Origin of the sequence: Acinetobacter sp. YH12231 (assembly GCF_013417755.1) — a bacterium.
Classification (GTDB): Bacteria; Pseudomonadota; Gammaproteobacteria; order Pseudomonadales; family Moraxellaceae; genus Acinetobacter; species Acinetobacter amyesii.
The window spans coordinates 81,881-98,733 of record NZ_VPDJ01000015.1; the positions used below are offsets into that span (position 1 = coordinate 81,881).

General features: G+C 41.7%; 15 protein-coding genes and 1 pseudogene. 2 read left to right on the top strand and 14 right to left on the bottom strand.

Going from position 1 to position 16,853, the window contains the following annotated elements; all coding sequences use genetic code 11:
* Positions 1-26: 26 nt before the first annotated feature.
* The 11 genes and pseudogenes from gspD to FTV11_RS10760 all read right to left on the bottom strand — a co-directional run bounded on the left by gspD (position 27) and on the right by FTV11_RS10760 (position 10,770).
* Positions 27-2,258, bottom strand: coding sequence for a type II secretion system secretin GspD (gene gspD / locus FTV11_RS10710; protein ID WP_180025944.1), 2,232 nt, complete (start codon positions 2,256-2,258; stop codon positions 27-29).
* A 42-nt stretch (positions 2,259-2,300) separates the two neighbouring features.
* A complete protein-coding gene (locus FTV11_RS10715; protein WP_180007029.1) occupies positions 2,301-3,167 on the bottom strand; it encodes a type II secretion system protein N in 867 nt (288 codons plus the stop codon).
* Positions 3,167-3,910 carry a type II secretion system protein N gene (gene gspN / locus FTV11_RS10720; protein ID WP_168379021.1) on the bottom strand — a complete coding sequence of 248 codons (744 nt, stop codon included), beginning with the start codon at positions 3,908-3,910 and terminating at the stop codon, positions 3,167-3,169. Before gspN ends, FTV11_RS10715 begins: the two co-directional genes overlap by 1 nt.
* A 167-nt stretch (positions 3,911-4,077) precedes the next feature.
* On the bottom strand, positions 4,078-4,404 hold the full coding sequence (locus FTV11_RS10725) for an H-NS family nucleoid-associated regulatory protein (RefSeq protein ID WP_078190459.1): 327 nt from the start codon (positions 4,402-4,404) through the stop codon (positions 4,078-4,080).
* Between the two features lie 142 nt (positions 4,405-4,546).
* Positions 4,547-4,978 carry a thioesterase family protein gene (locus FTV11_RS10730; protein ID WP_180025942.1) on the bottom strand — a complete coding sequence of 144 codons (432 nt, stop codon included), beginning with the start codon at positions 4,976-4,978 and terminating at the stop codon, positions 4,547-4,549.
* 9 nt (positions 4,979-4,987) lie between these two features.
* A complete protein-coding gene (locus tag FTV11_RS10735) occupies positions 4,988-6,181 on the bottom strand; it encodes a heme biosynthesis protein HemY (RefSeq protein ID WP_180073979.1) in 1,194 nt (397 codons plus the stop codon).
* A gap of 6 nt (positions 6,182-6,187) precedes the next feature.
* Complete coding sequence (locus FTV11_RS10740) at positions 6,188-7,030, bottom strand: hypothetical protein (RefSeq protein ID WP_180073980.1); 843 nt, start codon at positions 7,028-7,030, stop codon at positions 6,188-6,190.
* Positions 7,027-7,806: a uroporphyrinogen-III synthase gene (locus FTV11_RS10745; protein WP_180073981.1), complete on the bottom strand. Its 780-nt coding sequence runs from the start codon at positions 7,804-7,806 to the stop codon at positions 7,027-7,029. The genes FTV11_RS10740 and FTV11_RS10745 overlap by 4 nt, the downstream gene beginning before the upstream one ends.
* A gap of 3 nt (positions 7,807-7,809) precedes the next feature.
* A complete protein-coding gene (gene hemC / locus FTV11_RS10750; RefSeq protein WP_218950518.1) occupies positions 7,810-8,727 on the bottom strand; it encodes a hydroxymethylbilane synthase in 918 nt (305 codons plus the stop codon).
* Positions 8,728-8,822: 95 nt separating this feature from the next.
* Positions 8,823-9,563, bottom strand: coding sequence for a LytTR family DNA-binding domain-containing protein (locus tag FTV11_RS10755; protein WP_180002830.1), 741 nt, complete (start codon positions 9,561-9,563; stop codon positions 8,823-8,825).
* A 53-nt stretch (positions 9,564-9,616) separates the two neighbouring features.
* Positions 9,617-10,770 (bottom strand): annotated as a pseudogene (locus FTV11_RS10760) (sensor histidine kinase).
* On the opposite strand from FTV11_RS10760, the gene argH reads away from it, so the two are divergent.
* On the top strand, positions 10,761-12,191 hold the full coding sequence (gene argH / locus FTV11_RS10765) for an argininosuccinate lyase (protein ID WP_171263765.1): 1,431 nt from the start codon (positions 10,761-10,763) through the stop codon (positions 12,189-12,191). The pseudogene FTV11_RS10760 and the gene argH sit on opposite strands and share 10 nt — an antisense overlap.
* A gap of 27 nt (positions 12,192-12,218) precedes the next feature.
* Positions 12,219-12,488 carry an oxidative damage protection protein gene (locus FTV11_RS10770; protein WP_078190466.1) on the top strand — a complete coding sequence of 90 codons (270 nt, stop codon included), beginning with the start codon at positions 12,219-12,221 and terminating at the stop codon, positions 12,486-12,488.
* 840 nt (positions 12,489-13,328) lie between these two features.
* Here FTV11_RS10770 and pgsA read toward each other — a convergent pair.
* The 3 genes from pgsA to uvrC all read right to left on the bottom strand — a co-directional run bounded on the left by pgsA (position 13,329) and on the right by uvrC (position 16,750).
* Positions 13,329-13,916, bottom strand: coding sequence for a CDP-diacylglycerol--glycerol-3-phosphate 3-phosphatidyltransferase (gene pgsA, locus FTV11_RS10775; RefSeq protein WP_078190467.1), 588 nt, complete (start codon positions 13,914-13,916; stop codon positions 13,329-13,331).
* A gap of 104 nt (positions 13,917-14,020) precedes the next feature.
* Positions 14,021-14,815, bottom strand: a complete 795-nt coding sequence (locus FTV11_RS10780) for a thioesterase family protein (protein ID WP_180073988.1) — start codon at positions 14,813-14,815, stop codon at positions 14,021-14,023.
* Positions 14,816-14,950: 135 nt separating this feature from the next.
* On the bottom strand, positions 14,951-16,750 hold the full coding sequence (uvrC, locus tag FTV11_RS10785) for an excinuclease ABC subunit UvrC (protein WP_180065801.1): 1,800 nt from the start codon (positions 16,748-16,750) through the stop codon (positions 14,951-14,953).
* Between the last annotated feature and the right edge of the window lie 103 nt (positions 16,751-16,853).

Below are 16,853 nucleotides of genomic sequence, written 5' to 3' on the forward strand. Positions count from 1 at the left end.
AAAGCTAAACCACCCTGCCGTCTAACCTAAGGCGTGCCCGCCACTTTGCCATTCGGTACGGTAATGGTTTGGCGCTTCACCGCAGGTTCAATGGCGACTGGCGTGGAGACCACTGCCGCTGGCTGTGTCATTTGTGGTGCTGTCGGTACCGTCTTATACACAGGGGCTGGCGCTGTACCTTTTGAAACAGGTATGCGCTGTTGATACACATCATCCACATTTTCAGGTAATTTCGCAAAATTACCGTCATTATCCAGTGCCAGTTGCAGACTATAGAGCTGACTGTAGCGCTGCTGAGACATTTTCTTCACATCGGCAGAATTTCCAACAATAGTCGGATGAATAAAGATCAGTAAATTGCGTTTACTGTTAGATTTTCCTTCCGAGCTAAAGAGTTTGCCGAGTACAGGAATAGCCCCTAGCCCCGGAACCGATTGACGCCCATGCAATGTATTGTCAGAGATCAAACCACCCAACACAATCGTTTGACCATGCTCTGCCAAGATCGAGGTTTTAATCGCACGTTTAGTCGTAACCAAGTCCGACGCTTGACCTTTATTGTCTTTTACATCAGAAACTTCTTGCTCTACCTCTAAACGCACCGAGCCGCCATCACCAATATGCGGCACAACTTTCAAAGTAACACCGACATCTTTACGCTCAATCGATGTATACGGATTGGCTGTACCACCATTGGTGGTGACCGAACCTGTCACAAATGGAACGTTTTCACCCACCACAATATAGGCTTCTTCGTTGTCCATCGTCACAATAGACGGTGTAGATAATAGATTCGATTTGGTTTTTTCTTTTAAGGCCTGAATCATCGCACCATAGAGTTTGCGCGAACCATCACTGCCTTCACGATAATCACCAAGAACTAAAGAAGTACCGGCACTCACCGCGCTACCTGCACCCGCAGCGCCGCCAGTTAAATATCCTGCGGCAATATTTTTTAAACTAGAACCAAAGTTATCAAAGTTAATTAAGCCGATACCACTACTGATATCTCCCAACGCCCATTGCACACCGAGCTGATCGGTATCCGTGCCTTCAACTTCAATAATCGCCGCTTCGATCAGCACTTGCTGACGACGAATATCGAGCTGCTGAATCGCAGATTCAATTTCTCGCATGAGCTGCGGATCTGCTTTTACAATCAGTGCATTTTGTGTTGCATCAGCAATAATACTCACGCCATTGGCGTTAAAACTTGAGATACCGTTTTGCGTATTATTGGAAGAGTTATTGCTGTTGAGGTTAATGCCAGAACTGGTGTTGTTTTGTGAACTGAATGACTGTGAATTTGAACTGTTACTATCATTCATTAAACTGTTCATCGTGCTGCTATTTGAGCTATTCGATGAATTCGTACTCGAAACGGCCTGCCCCGTGACCAAGCCTTGTAAGATTTCCGACAAGTTTTTTGCACTTGCATACTTTAGACGAAAAACTTTCAATCCACCCAATCGATCTGCCGCAGGCACATCTAAGGTCTCAATAATCTTACGAATACGCTTACGTGTCGCTGTATCACCTTTAATGATAATACGATTGGTTCGATTGTCTGCGATGATACGAATTCGTGACCCTTTTGGGTCTTTTGATGCGCCGGTCGAACTCATCGACTCTAACAGCCCAATCATTTCTTCGGCCTGACTCGATTGCAGCGTCACGGCTTCGATATCATTTTGACCCGTTCCATCTAAATTACGAATAATCGTTTCGAGCTGGTAAATATTACTTGCGCGATCTGACACAATCAGCGCATTGGTCCCTGCCACTGCTGACAAATGTGCAAATTGCGGCATCAATGGACGTAGGGCTGGAATTAAGTCGTTGGCATTGGTGTTATCAAGCCAAATCACTCGGGTGACAATTTGGTCTCCAGATGCACGGTGGCGCGCATCATAAGGAATGCCCGAGCTTTTTACATTACTGTCTGGAACCAGTTTAATGGTGTTGCCTGATGGAATCGCTACCACGCCATTGACATTCAATACACCGAGAAACAGGTCATAGACTTCATTTTTATTTAAAGGCTTATTGGAAATAACCGTTACATTTCCTCGTACCCGTGGATCAACTGCAAAATTTTTCCCCGTGATATCTGCGACTTCATTAATGAATGCCGTAAGATCTGCATCACGTAAATTGATTTTCCATGTTTGTGCATAACTTGCTGTGCTGACCATAGCAACCAAGGGCACCATGGCATAGGCAGCTAAAGTTGAACGGTTATTATTAAATAAAGCCATATACGCCTGTGTTTCCTAACCCTATAAAGTGATGAAACATCACTAAAAATCCTGTTGTATGGTCATCACTTGATCACCACGTTTGACTTCAAGTTTCACCTGCCCTTCACGGCGGGCTTGTTCTAATAATTGCGCCTCAGATTGTCCTGCACCGACTGCCTGCCCATTTAAAGACATGATGCGGTCACCCGGTTGCAAACCCAATTTATTTCTCAAGGCAGCAGGTGTTCGATTTGAAATCTCAAACCCACCATTACCTGATGGATTCACCCCCATTTCCTGCAGATATTGCTCACGATTTTCTGTCATGCGTTGTACGGCCTGACCAATCGCGGACTGCGTCGTGCCTTGCCCTGAATTTGCAGGATTAGCTGCATTTTGCATGCTGTTATTTTGCAAAGATCCGCCTGATGTTGCATTGGCTGTAGGGACAATCGGTTGATCTAATCCGTTTTCAATACCTTGGAACGCTAATTCACGCCGTGCACCATTACCCTGCGTTAAAATCACCTTATCCCAATAAACTTCAGCCAGTTGATATGATGAACCTTGAATGGTTTCTCCAACCAAGTAGCGATCTGAACTCTCATTGACCTTAATCACTGCCGACGAGTAGCGACTTGGCTGTCCAACCACCACACCTTGTAACACCATATTTAACTGCGCGTCAGCTGCTGAACTGCGGTTTTCCTGAAACAAGGCAAAAGAGCTAATATTAGGAACTTGCGTTTGCTGTGAACCCAATTCAACTCGGTCTAACTGCATGGCTTGTGGCGGTGCAATCAATAACCAAAATAAAGCGGCTAACTTCCAGCACAGGTACAAAATTATTAAAACCAAGACCACAGGTGCAAGTCGATCTGTTTGCTTCCAATTGATCTCGCGGATTTTTTCGAAATAGTCAGCCATCAGTTCACCCCACTCAATAGGGGTTGACGCGAACTAATCACATACGTATCTAATCCTGCCTTACCTTCATAGGAAGCAACATTCATCAAAAAGCGCTGGGTTAATTGCACATCCAACATGAGGTCTGGCTCAAGTGACATATTCATCATTTTTTGTTCACGTTGATCTCGAACATCAATCGACAATTTGCCATTATCGTCTTTTAATTGAGCCAACATGGCAGGCACATTCATTGACTCTTGACGCTGTGCAAAGCTAAATGATAAATCCCCACCTGCCCACTGTATCTCGCCTGATGAACGACTAAATCCCTGTTGTGGCTTATATTTAAACTGCACATCTTTTAATTGAATGGCATTCATTGGCCATTGCCAATCGGCAAAACTTTTTAAGGTTTCAGGAGCAATTTGACCCTCTAAGTTTTTAATACTAATACTTTTACCAAAACCATACCCCATCACACCTTGTAGTTTGGTATTGCCACTATGAATTTCAACATTTGCACCCAAGCGTAATAAAATCAAATCCCACGGGCGTGTGTTCCAGTTTAACGAGCCTTTCAAATTTCCTCGTGTCCAATCTGCTTGCCCATGCCAAATATTGCCACTGACGTTATGTAGCATTTGGTTATTTTTATAAAACTTTGTAATGAGCCACGCTGCTGGCACTTGCAGCATAACGAAAATTAAAAAACTGATCGCAGCAAAAATGAGCCACCGAATATTATTAGTTTTATTGATCATCCCACCACAACCGATCCATCAATTTTTTTCCATCATTTAAACATTTTTCTTTATAGACACATTATGCATACTTTTTCTGCATAGCCAATTCAAAGAGATAAAAAAACCAGGCATTTGCCTGGTTTAATTATCCTGAACTCAGGATATGACGATTTCATGAATTGTTCTTAAATTAAGAAGTCTTCTAGTTTCGCGCCTTTTTCCAACTCAGCCACTAACCAACGTGGTTGCTTACCACGACCAGTCCAAGTGTCATCTGCATTGGTTTTGCTACGGTAACGTGGCTCAACCGCTTTACGCGTTGATTTTTTACGTTTGCTTGAACCAAATTCAAGGATTTGTTCAACGCTTAAATCTAGATTTTCTGCAATTTCAACAATACGGTTGTACGCATCTTCAATCGCTTGATCTTTTTTAGATGCAATCAGTGCTTCAGCTTCTACTTGAAGCTTCTTTAACTCTTCAACTGATAAATTACTAATATCAGGCATAATCTTTAACTCCGAAATTTCATTTTAATAATGCTTATGAAAACTCGCTCATAATATTATAATAAAATTTTTATTCAATAAATAATTTTCATTTTACTACAATATTTTAACACGACTCCTTAAAATATATAAAGTTAAATTGTATTTAAATATTATTTCCCACTGAATTTTCTAAGGCTTTTATTTTGGTTTTAATATTTTCTGGAATAGAGGTTTTTTGCAGGGTCATTTTATCCACGCACACAATAACCGCATCGCCTGTTGCAACGATTTTTTGTTGCTGTTCACTCCATAATATATAACCCATACGAAATGCACTATTTCTTAATTCTTCAACGCGCGTTGCCACTTTTAAAATATCAGGATAAACCACGGGGCTTAAATATTTACACTGGCTTGAAGCAACAACCGTAACCACAGACTGATTAAATATATCCAACTGATCTAAATAACCAATCCGCGCACTTTCCATATAACGATAATAATGCACGTTATTTACATGACCAAAAGCATCCATATCCCCCCAAGCTACGTGTTGAGTATGAATCAATGAATATTGAGCTAAATTTTCTTGCATATTATGTCCTTATATTCGAATTTCCATAAAATTGGCATTATTTTCAAATACTAAATTTAATTGTTTGATCAATTCATCCTGCTGATTTAAAGCTGACTTGATGCGTAAATAACTCATTAATACATCATCTGGATATAATTCTAACAATGCATCTGCTTCAGCTTGGCGTGCTGTCGCTTGGTAAATATTCCATTTTGCAAAACTAAAAACAGGCAGCGCAGGATACTTTTCTTCCCAACGTCGAATCTGCTGTTCTACAGCCACATAGTCAGGGTTTTGCTTCAGCATTTTTTGCTGGAACCACAAAAAGAATACTTCTTTATTAAATTGCTGTTCTAGCAAATGAATGGCCAATTGCTCATGCTCCTGACTCATCTCTGGCATACGAGACAAGACTTTCAACCATAGCACTTTGACCGCATATTTACGCTCTGTTATTTGATCTTGCAAATCCAAATAACGCTGCTTTAAATACTGCAAATCATCGACATCAGCTTGATCAAATGCAGATAATAATTGTTCCAACCAAGCTTGTTTTGTCAGCTCATCTAAATGTCCATAACGTGTTGAACGCAAATACAACCAAGGAAACTGCAACGCAAACATGCCCCATAGCGTGGTTAAACGCTGCTCATAGGCAGTGCTGACTTTTTGCAACCATGGCGATAATTCATGTTGATTTAAAAATTCAAGATGCGTTAAAGCCTTTTCACCCTCTTGTTGGGATAAATAAATTTCAATCCGTTGCAATTCTGCAAGTTCAAAAGCCATTGGATTGGTCTGAGTTAATGCATTTAATGCTGTTTCATATTGTTGCTGAATCCAATATAAACGCGCATCAATCACCCCTTTTAATAATCCAGACTCAGTAAAAGCTTGCTGAATAAAGTTTTTTTGATCTTGCGCAGCATTTAAAAGCCAAATGACAGCCAATTGTTCATAGGGATGCAGTTTATTAAAACTAAAGACTGTTTCAGATTTACGCTGCTCTCGACTTAAATAGCGTTTAACCGCATACCAAAGCATTTGCACGAACAAACTCAGTAGTGCCAGCAATAATGCTAAAAACCAAATATTGGATTGAACTTGCCATTCACGCCAGTATAAATACACATAGCCTGCACCATGTTCAAAACTCAGCAAACTAATAATGGCAACAACCAATAAGCTAATAAATAAATAGGCCAATAAAATATGTTTCATAGTCGATTATCCTATGAGTGCCCGAGTATTTAATAGCGGTACAGAAATAACCGGAATGTCCTTTAATTGTTCTAAACGTTGGCGTATCGGTTTTAATGAAGCATCTGGCAATTGCTGCATAATTTGCATAATTTCAGTGATTTCTTGTTGAAATTGAGGATATTGTCCTTGATTTAAAACTTGCTGAGCCAAAATTAAACGTAACTGCATTTCTTTTAATACCAAGCTACGCTGCATTAATACGGGACTCGGTTGTTCGACTGATTCGACTTGAATCCATTTTTGCCAAAAAGAAAGACCTTTTTGCTGCTCTTTTGAACTGTATGGCTTTAATATTTCTTTTTCTAACAATTGATCGATCGATTGCAGGGTATTTTTCACTTTATCAGATTGCAACTGACGCTCTGTCACATATTGCTTTAAGGTCTCACGGTCTTTTTGAATCACCTGATGCAAACTCATACGCAGTGCAGGTGCCAAGCTCAACTGATCTAATTGTTGGTCTAATTGGTTTAATTTTTCCAAAGCGACAGCAAATTGTTGTTGCTGCATGGCAAATTCAACCAAATCAAGTTGCTGGCCCACAACCATCATTGGCTCAATACTATGGGTCGCCTCAGCAGCAATCGAAGCATTCGATGTCGTTGCAGCCAACATCTCGGTCGTTGTGCCATTCAACTGGCGTTTCAAAGCCACGACCTGATCATTCAAACCTGCATTGCGCTGTTGCAATAAAGTTTGTTGTTGCATCAGTTCGGTTTGTTGAGCATTGACCTGAAACAAGTCAAAACTGAGTTTAGCCAACCAAAGTACGGCGACAATGACCACAACGACAAACAACTTCTTCATGTATTTCCCTGCACGACTTGCACATGCTGCAATATGTGTGTCGCGTTTAAATCTTCGAGTTGAATAATTTTAAAATCTTTGTTCAGTGTTATACGACTTTGCTCAAGTAGCTCGAACAACCTTACACCTAAAACTAAAAAATGTGCATGACTCAGCACTGATAAATGCGACTGAATCAAGTCAAGCCAATTGAGCCAACTGGCCTCACTGGTGATCAACATACAATACGGAGATGACAACTGATGTTCAGAAATGAGTGTTTTTACTTTTTGAGTGGTCTCTTCCGGTAGATGCCGTTCGTATAGCACCAAATTGAGAATCTGAATGCCACGTGCTAGCAACTGCTGCATCATAAATTGACGACCACCTTCACCGCGCCAAAACGCAACGCAAGCCCCGGCCTCTAATTGTTCTAAATGGCTTAAGGTGAGCATTCCCTCCGAGGTTTCCACCTGCGGTACGACACTGTGAATGCCATAATCAGCCAGCTTTGCTGCGGTTGCGTCACCAACTGCAACCCATTGAATATGTTCGAGCTGCTCAAGTGAGATGCCTGCTTTACGCAGACCTTGCATACCAAAGGTGACCGCAGAGGGGCTTACTACAACCAATACATCCGCAGCACTCAACTGGGCGTAGCACGCTGCCAATGCTTCTGACCATGCCCGTGGCTTAAGCTCAAGTAATGGAAGCTCAGCCACAGCCACACCCGCAGAGCGTAGCGTCAAGCTAAGCTGCGTTGCACGATCTGCTGGACGTGTATTGATAAAAAGCATGTATTAATACAGTGCCTTTAAAATTTCACCTGCACCTTGGGCTAACAAGTCTTGTGCCAATTTGACACCGAGTTGTTCAGCTTGTTCAGGAAGGCCTATTTGCTGTGCTTTCAACAAGGTTTGACCATCAACACTACCGACACGACCTTCCAAATGAATCTGACCATTTTCTAAGGTTGCATAACCTGCAATCGGTACTTGGCAGCCACCTTCTAGATATGCATTAAATGCACGTTCTGCGCGTACACAGGCATTGGTCTCTGTATGCATTAAGGGCAAAATTAAATCCAATACAGTTTGATCTTGGCTACGACATTCTAGGCCCAATGCACCTTGTCCAACTGCAGGTAAACTCACAACAGGCTCAAGAGTATGACGAATACGCTCTCCTAAACCCAGACGCTTCAACCCTGCACTCGCCAAAATAATCGCATCATAGTTACCCGCATCGAGTTTAGATAAACGCGTACCCACATTGCCACGCAGATCAATAATCTCAAGGTCTGGACGTTGTTTTAAAATTTGGCATTTGCGGCGCAAGCTCGACGTTCCCACCTTCGCACCCTGGGGTAAATCATCAAAACTGTTATAAGTATTTGAAACGAAAGCATCTAATGGGTCTTCACGCTCACAAATCACGGCCAAGCTTAAACCTTCAGGCAAAGCCATTGGCACATCTTTCATCGAATGAACTGCCAAGTCTGCACGACCATCCAACAACGCCGCTTCTAATTCTTTTACAAATAATCCTTTCCCCCCAATTTTGGCTAAAGGGGTATCTAGAATCTTGTCACCTTGGGTCACAAAGGTCACCAACTCAACTTTCAAATTTGCATGAAGTGCTTCTAAGCGTGCACGAATATGTTCCGCCTGCCAAAGTGCAAGCGGGCTTTGTCGAGTTGCGATCTTAAGGATATTCATAAATTTTAAAATACAGTCTATAGGGCTATTATTCTAAACTTAACTTGCTCAGTTGAAAATGCAAGCTTAATTCGCAATGTGCTTTGACACTTGCCCTATAATTTTTGTATTCGCTCACGTAAATTCGGTAAATGTCGACGGCTGACCGCCAAACGCTCTTCTAAATCTCGACAACGCACCTGATACTGCCCCGAGCTTACGACTTCTAAACCCTCTAAAAAGCTCACAGACACCAAGGCATTTCGATGAATACGTATAAAGCGATCACCAAATTCATGCTCTAAATCCTTCAGCGTTTCATCAATAAGTACATTGCCATTTTTATGCCGAACAGTGACATATTTCTGATCTGCAAGAAAATAATAAATATTTTCCACAGGGACCAGTTCTACACCACGATAAGTCTTTGCCGCGATTTGATGGCGGCTGATTTTAATTTCGTCCATATTTTCTTTTTGTTTTATCGTGCTCAATTGAGCTTGGGTTAATTTAGTTAAATGATCTAAAACCTGCTGCAATTCCTGTTGCATAACCGGTTTTAGTAAATATCCCTCTGCATTCGACTTAAATGCATCAAGTGCATGATGATCATATGCAGTACAAAAAATAATAGCGGGCATGGGGTCTAATTCACGCAACAATTTAGCGCAAGTCAGCCCATCCATTTCAGGCATTTGTATATCTAGTAAGATGACATCAGGCTCGAGGCTTTGAGCCAAGTCAATCGCTTGTTGACCATGTGAGGCTTTCGCAACCACTTGATGTCCAAGTTGAGTGACTAAACGTGACAATCGCTCTACTGCTAGAGGCTCATCATCACAGATCAGGATGTCCATTTCTCCTCCTTATCTCGTTAACGTCATTTATTTTTATTGGTCAACTGAGATTTCTATTTATATTGATATTGCACCACAGTCGTATACATTCCCTCGCCTGCGTAGGTTTGAAAAGTGACATGCTGACCATAATATGCCTCAAGTCGCTGTTTCACATTTTCGATGGCAATACCATTCCCCTGACGTAATTTAATTGTATCCTGTGTATAAGGATTTGTAATAACGATATTAATTTGATTTTGTAATATTTCAATCAATATATTTATCGTACTCTTTGTCAAAATCTTTTCGACTCCATGAAAAATACTATTTTCTAATAAAGGTTGTAAAGTTAATAGTGGAATTTGTACTTGAGCGTACTGTTCAATGTCGGCCAGTTTCCACTCCACATTGAGCCGATCGCCCAATCGCATTTGTTCGATGGCCAAATAACGCTGACACAAATCGATCTCATCTTTGAGACTCACCAGTTTCAATTCTTGAAAACTCGCACGGAATAATCGAGATAAATTCAGCAGCATTTGCTCCGCTTTATCTGGATCAATCGCAATCAAGCTAATCACATTATTTAAGCTATTAAATAAAAAATGTGGATGAATCCGAGCTTGCATAGCCTGAATACGTGCGTTTAATTCACTATGATGTTGTCGACTCCACTGCTCTCTTAAATATAAATAACGAAAGCAAAATGCCCCAAGCAACACCCCATAGCTCAGATTTAAAACCACACCAGTAGTTAAAACGTCTGCACTCAAGCCGGCTAAACTGAAATTTTCACCAAAATAGATCAAGACATTTAAAATTAAGGTGGTGAACAACACCAAAGCTTGCAATAAAACAAACCCGCTAAACATGAGCATTTTCATGTTTAAACCACGCGTCTTACTCTGCAAAAGCTCTGAAAATGCAGCAAATGCCAATAAAATCCAGTTAATAAACAACACATGCTGCATAACACTCGAAAAACTTAAGGCATGCCACGATTGAGCTTGGGCCAAGGCCAAGACCAAAGCCACGATATTGCCCGCAAGAAAAAGCTCCCACAGATAGTGCCAACGGCCCATTTTTCCTGAAAATACTGAAATTGTCATAGACCTAAACCCTGTCTAAAAGTTTGATCAACTTGCCCTTCGGCAACTGGGTTCGAATTTGCTATACTCTTGCTCAGTTCTATGCTTTTTATCTTATTGAGCCGACATGACCACATCTTCTAATTCCTCAAATCCGTCACAAGCCCAAACTTCAGGCATGTGGGGCGGTCGTTTTTCCGAAGCTACTGACGCTTTTGTTGCTGAATTTACAGCATCTGTACAGTTCGACCAACGCTTTTATAAACAAGATATTGCAGGTTCAATTGCACATGCAACCATGCTTGCAAAAGTTGGCGTTCTAACTGAACAAGAGCGTGACGATATTATTAATGGCTTAAACACCATTAAAGCAGAAATTGAAGCGGGTAACTTCGAATGGCGCATTGACCTAGAAGATGTGCACATGAATATTGAGTCACGCTTGACTCAACGTATCGGTATTACAGGTAAAAAACTACACACCGGTCGTAGTCGTAATGACCAAGTTGCAACCGATATCCGTCTGTATGTTCGCGACGAAATCGATGCGATTTTAGAATTATTGAAAAAATTACAAAAAGGCATCCTAGGCTTAGCGGCGAAAAATACCAATACCATCATGCCGGGCTTCACGCATTTACAAACTGCACAGCCAGTGACTTTTGGTCACCATTTAATGGCATGGTTTGAAATGCTGGTACGTGACTCAGAACGTTTAATTGACTGCCGTAAACGTGTAAATCGCCTACCTTTAGGCTCTGCTGCACTTGCAGGTACAACCTATCCAATCGAACGTGCGTATACAGCAGAACTCTTAGGTTTCGAAGCTGTCTGTGAAAATTCATTGGACGCCGTGTCTGATCGTGATTTTGGTATTGAATTCAATGCTGCAGCATCGCTGATCATGATGCATTTATCACGTATGTCAGAAGAAATGATTCTTTGGACATCGGCTCAGTTCAAATTTGTGAACATCCCTGACCGTTTCTGCACTGGCTCTTCAATCATGCCGCAAAAGAAAAACCCAGACGTTCCTGAGTTGATCCGTGGTAAAACTGGCCGTGTATATGGTGACTTGATGAGCCTATTGACCCTGATGAAAGGTCAACCATTGGCATACAACAAAGACAACCAAGAAGATAAAGAACCACTATTCGATGCAATCGATACTGTTCGTGGCTCACTCATGGCATTTGCCGACATGATCCCTGCACTAGTGCCAAACATTGACATCATGCGTGAAGCAGCGCTACGTGGCTTCTCAACTGCAACTGACCTTGCCGACTACCTCGTTAAAAATGGCGTGGCATTCCGTGATGCACATGAGATTGTGGGTAAAGCAGTTGCTCTCGGTGTTCAAGAAGGCAAAGATCTTTCAGAATTAACCCTTGAGCAACTTCAACAGTTCTCTGACTTGATTCAGGCCGATGTCTTCGAAAAAGCATTAACACTTGAAGCATCTGTCAATGCACGTAACCACATTGGTGGTACTGCACCTGCTCAAGTTGAAGCAGCAATTGAACGCGCACACGCACGTTTAGAAAAACTTTACGCATAACTTTTTCAAGTTAAATGGAGTATTGATATGTCTCGACAAGTGTTTTGCCGTAAATATCAGGCTGAAATGGAAGGTTTAGACTTTGCACCATTCCCGGGTGCGAAGGGACAAGAATTGTTTGATACGGTATCTAAACAAGCTTGGCAAGAATGGCTAAAACACCAAACGACGTTGATCAATGAAAAACGTTTAAACGTGTTTGAAGCTGACGCGAAAAAGTTCCTTGAAGAGCAACGTGAAAAATTCTTCAGCAATGATGAATCTTTAGAAAAAGCCGAAGGCCTAAAGCCTGAGTAATTTTTAGAGCGCTGCTCTAAAAATTACGCAAGACAAGCGAAGCGCGTAGCTTCAAATCTCAAAAAGGAGTCTAAAAAGGCTCCTTTTTTTTGTGCTTAGGAGCACTGCTCCGCCACGCCGCAAAACAAGCAGCTATGCTGTGCGTAGGCTTTAATTGAAAAGAATCTCCAATCTTGGGGATTCTTTTTTATTGCTCTAAAAATTACGCAACACAAGCGAAGCGCGTAGCTTCAAATGTCATGAAGGAGTCCAAAGGGGCCCCTTTTTTGTGCTTAGGAGTACTGCTTTTTTTCGTAAGACAAAGATGACGTCTGTGTAAGCTTTCATTGAGAAATGATCTTCATCATTACTGAAATATCTTTTATCCATTGATCAATTTTATTTAAACTTAAATAGATGAATCTATTATTTAAATAATGTTAATTGTATTTTTATCATCACATATATCGATTTTTATCGTTTAAATCCAAACAAAACCTACCAAAGTTATCGGCCAATTTGTATCAAAAATTATTAATGTAAATTTGTGATACATTTCTCAATAAAACACAACATTACACTACAAGAAACTCCATGTATTTCTAAATCTGCTTTCCTATAATAGCAATCAAGGAGATGGAAACATCTTCCATAATAGCGATAAGTAACCCCGATTTTCCTTCCCAGATTTCCCCCAAAATCTGGGAATTTTTTTATCCAAAATTTGCGCCAACGTCTCACATTTAACGTCAAGCTCTAATCAAATGAAGCGCTGTTCAAACTAGTCAAACCCTCAATTTTTTTAAAAGCTCGGCAATAAAAAAGCCCCGATAACGGAGCTTTTCATAACTTACTTTTAAATCAAGGTTGTTTTAAATACGGCCATGCGGCTTTCAAATATATAAACATCGACCATAACGTTAAAACAACAGCTGTATAGAGCAATCCATAGGCCAACATTTCTAGGGGCTGCCAATTCAGCAAGAACACTGAAATCGCAATCATCTGAAATGCTGTTTTATATTTACCAACGGTTGAAACCGCAACACTGGTACGTGCGCCTAATTCAGCCATCCACTCACGTAGCGCAGACACCGTGATTTCACGTGAAATAATCACAATCGCTGCAAAGGCCATCGAAATGGTTGGTTGCCATTGCACCAAGACGATCAAGGCTGTTGCGACCATCAGTTTATCTGCAACAGGATCGAGAAAACGTCCAAATGCTGAAGTCTGATTTAAACTTCTCGCAAGATAGCCATCAAACCAGTCAGTGACAGCTGCGATCACAAAAATAGCGGTCAGCAATATATGACGTGACATGCTTGCAGCATGCTCACCCACGCCCATTGCAGGTGGCCAATACGCCACCAACAAAAACACAGGAATTAAAGCAATTCGTGCCAATGTTAAAATATTAGGAATATTCAGGATTCGACCTGTTGTCATAGACACCCCAGTTTTCCCCTCATGCACGATGAAAATGCAAAATAATTTGAGGATTTATCCATCGTTAGTTGCACTCACTTTATACGAAATGCCCCTCAGTGTCACTAGGCAAACACCGTAACAGTCTGTCGCGCAATCGCTATCAACTGGTTATTTTCATCCCATAAATGAGCATATTCTGTAGCGTATCCATCCGCTGCATAATCGGTAAATACTTTATATTTAAACCAATTATGTAAGTTTGATTGCAAGGGATGTACATAGGTCAATGTCCACGTTAAAGAACTCGCAGGTGCCATGGTTTTGTACATAGGCAGCACGCCGGGCGGCCACATATCCATCGAGACCATTAAGTCAGCAACAGTCATCTTACGGTTATCATGGCGTTCTGGATTAAAACGCATCCAACCACTAAAGTCAGGCTTTTTGCTTGCTGTACACGGATACTGCCCATCTACCCAGGCCAAATCCATTTGCTGAAAGCACTGGGGTGCAAGTGGATGATGTTCGGCAATCTTTAAGCTGCTCACTTCAGGAAAATTGGGTGCTTGACGCTCCTGATTGACGGCAATGCTTGATTCACGTGGAACACCAAAGCTCGCCAATAAAATGCTTTGTACGGCATCATCTTGCCAAAGTCGAACTTCAATGGTGGTGACGGATTTGCCCTGTCTTAAAATTTCCGCACTTAAACGCACGGGCGCCAATTGTACTGGCCCAACAAAGGTCACATTACAACTGAGTAAACGTCGCTGCGGATCTGCAATGGTGGCAACGGCTTTGTGCATCATCATGCCAGCCACTAAGCCGCCATAGATCGTACGCCCTTGCAACCATCCTTCTGGAATCTCAACCCATTCATTGTGTTCAATATGTTGATACAACTGTGCGAGTGACATCATCATCCCTGATCATATTTTTGATTTTGTATCATTGTATAAAAATCGAATGATGTGAATGATCAGTGACTCATGCGTCAATGAGCATTTTGGCAAATTAAGACTTGACGCGTCATCGATTGGGGCTAGTTCACTCTATTCATGCAGAATTTTATAAATGGTACGTGCCATCACATCGCCTAAGCCCGGCACTAGTTTTAAATCATTTTCAGAAGCTTTGAGTACCCCCTGAATGCCACCAAAATGGGTCAACAGATCCCGACGACGTTTTGGCCCTAAGCCCGGAATCACCTCAAGTACCGATGAGCCGCGCTTTTTATCTCGTTTCGCTCGATGTTTAGTAATAGCAAAGCGGTGGGCTTCATCACGAACCTGTTGAATCAAATGCAGGGCTTTATGGTCTTCGGGCAATTGAATTTTTTCACCATCGGTAAAGTGCAAAGTTTCCAAACCTGGTTTACGCCCCTCGCCTTTGGACACACCGACCATAAAGGCATCGAGCTCGAGCTCCTGCATGACTTCCATCGCCATGTGTAATTGACCTTTGCCTCCGTCAATTAATAGCAAATCGGGCAACATATGCTTTTTATAGCGGCGGGTCAGTGCTTGACGCATGGCAGCATAATCATCGCCTTCGGTAATGTCATTGATGGAAAATTGGCGATAGTCGCGCTTTCTTGCACCGCCAGCATCAAAGACCACACAAGACGCGATAGTTGCCTCACCCATAGTGTGAGAAATATCAAAACACTCAATACTGTCAATTGGTCGCCCTACCACTTGTTCTAACTGATGAAAACGTTCATTCAATTCAAAATGATCAGCCAGTTTACCTTTAATGGCGTGTCGCACATTCATTTGTGCAAGCTCTTGCCATTCGGCACGAGTTTCTCGCACTTTATGTTTGATTTGAATTTTTTTATCAAAGTGCTGATGTAGTGCATCTTCCATGTCTTTGCGATCTGGAATATCGACATTGATGATGAGTTCAGTTGGAATCTCATCTGCAACTTGAAAGTAGAAATTGGCAATGAAGTCCGAGAGCATTTGACCTAGATCATCACCCTGCATATCAGGGAAATAACTCTTTCCGCCGAGCATTTTACCATTGCGCACATGCATAATCTGCACACAGGTCACACCGGCTTGATAAGCAATGGCAATGATATCGGCCTCACCTTTGACTTTATAAATCGCTTGCTGGGTTTGTACATCACGCAGCAGTGCCATACGATCACGATAAAACACCGCCTTTTCAAACTCCAAAGCTTCGGCAGCAGCTTCCATTTTTCCAATTAACTCTTGATTGAGCTCTTTGGTGTCGCCTTGTAAGAAACGAATCGAGTTATTGACATCTTCTTTATAATCTTCGGGTGAGATCAACCCCACACAAGGCGCGGAACAACGTTTAATTTGGTATTGCAGGCATGGTCGTTTGCGCTGTGAAAAATAGCTATTTTCACACTGACGCACATTAAACAGTTTTTGCAGCACCACCAAAGTATCACGCGCGTTATAAGCACTCGGATAAGGCCCGAAAAACTTACCGGCCTGATGCTTCGCTTTGCCTCGCCCTGCGGCAATTCGTGGATAGGGTTTATCGGCTGAAATAAAAATATAGACATAGGATTTGTCGTCACGCAGCATGATGTTATAGGGCGGACGATGCAGCTTAATCAGGTTTTGTTCGAGCAATAAAGCTTCGGTTTCAGAACGCACCACCAAGGTTTCAATGTCGTAGATTCGTGCCACTAAGGCCTGTGTTTTCGGATGTTCAATGGTTTTAACAAAATAGCTCGACACACGATTTTTTAAATTCTTTGCTTTACCCACATACAGCAACTCACCGTCTTTACCCAGCATGCGGTAAACACCGGGTAGAGTCGTCATATTAGCCAGAATTTTTTCAATATGTTCGCGTGCGTTTTCGTTCACTTTTGCCTTGTTCCGTCTTCGATATTGCTCTTTGACATGATGTGATGCTTTTATCTGCATTTTCAAGCAATCCCGCAAATTTATTGTTGCTCATAGCAATGAT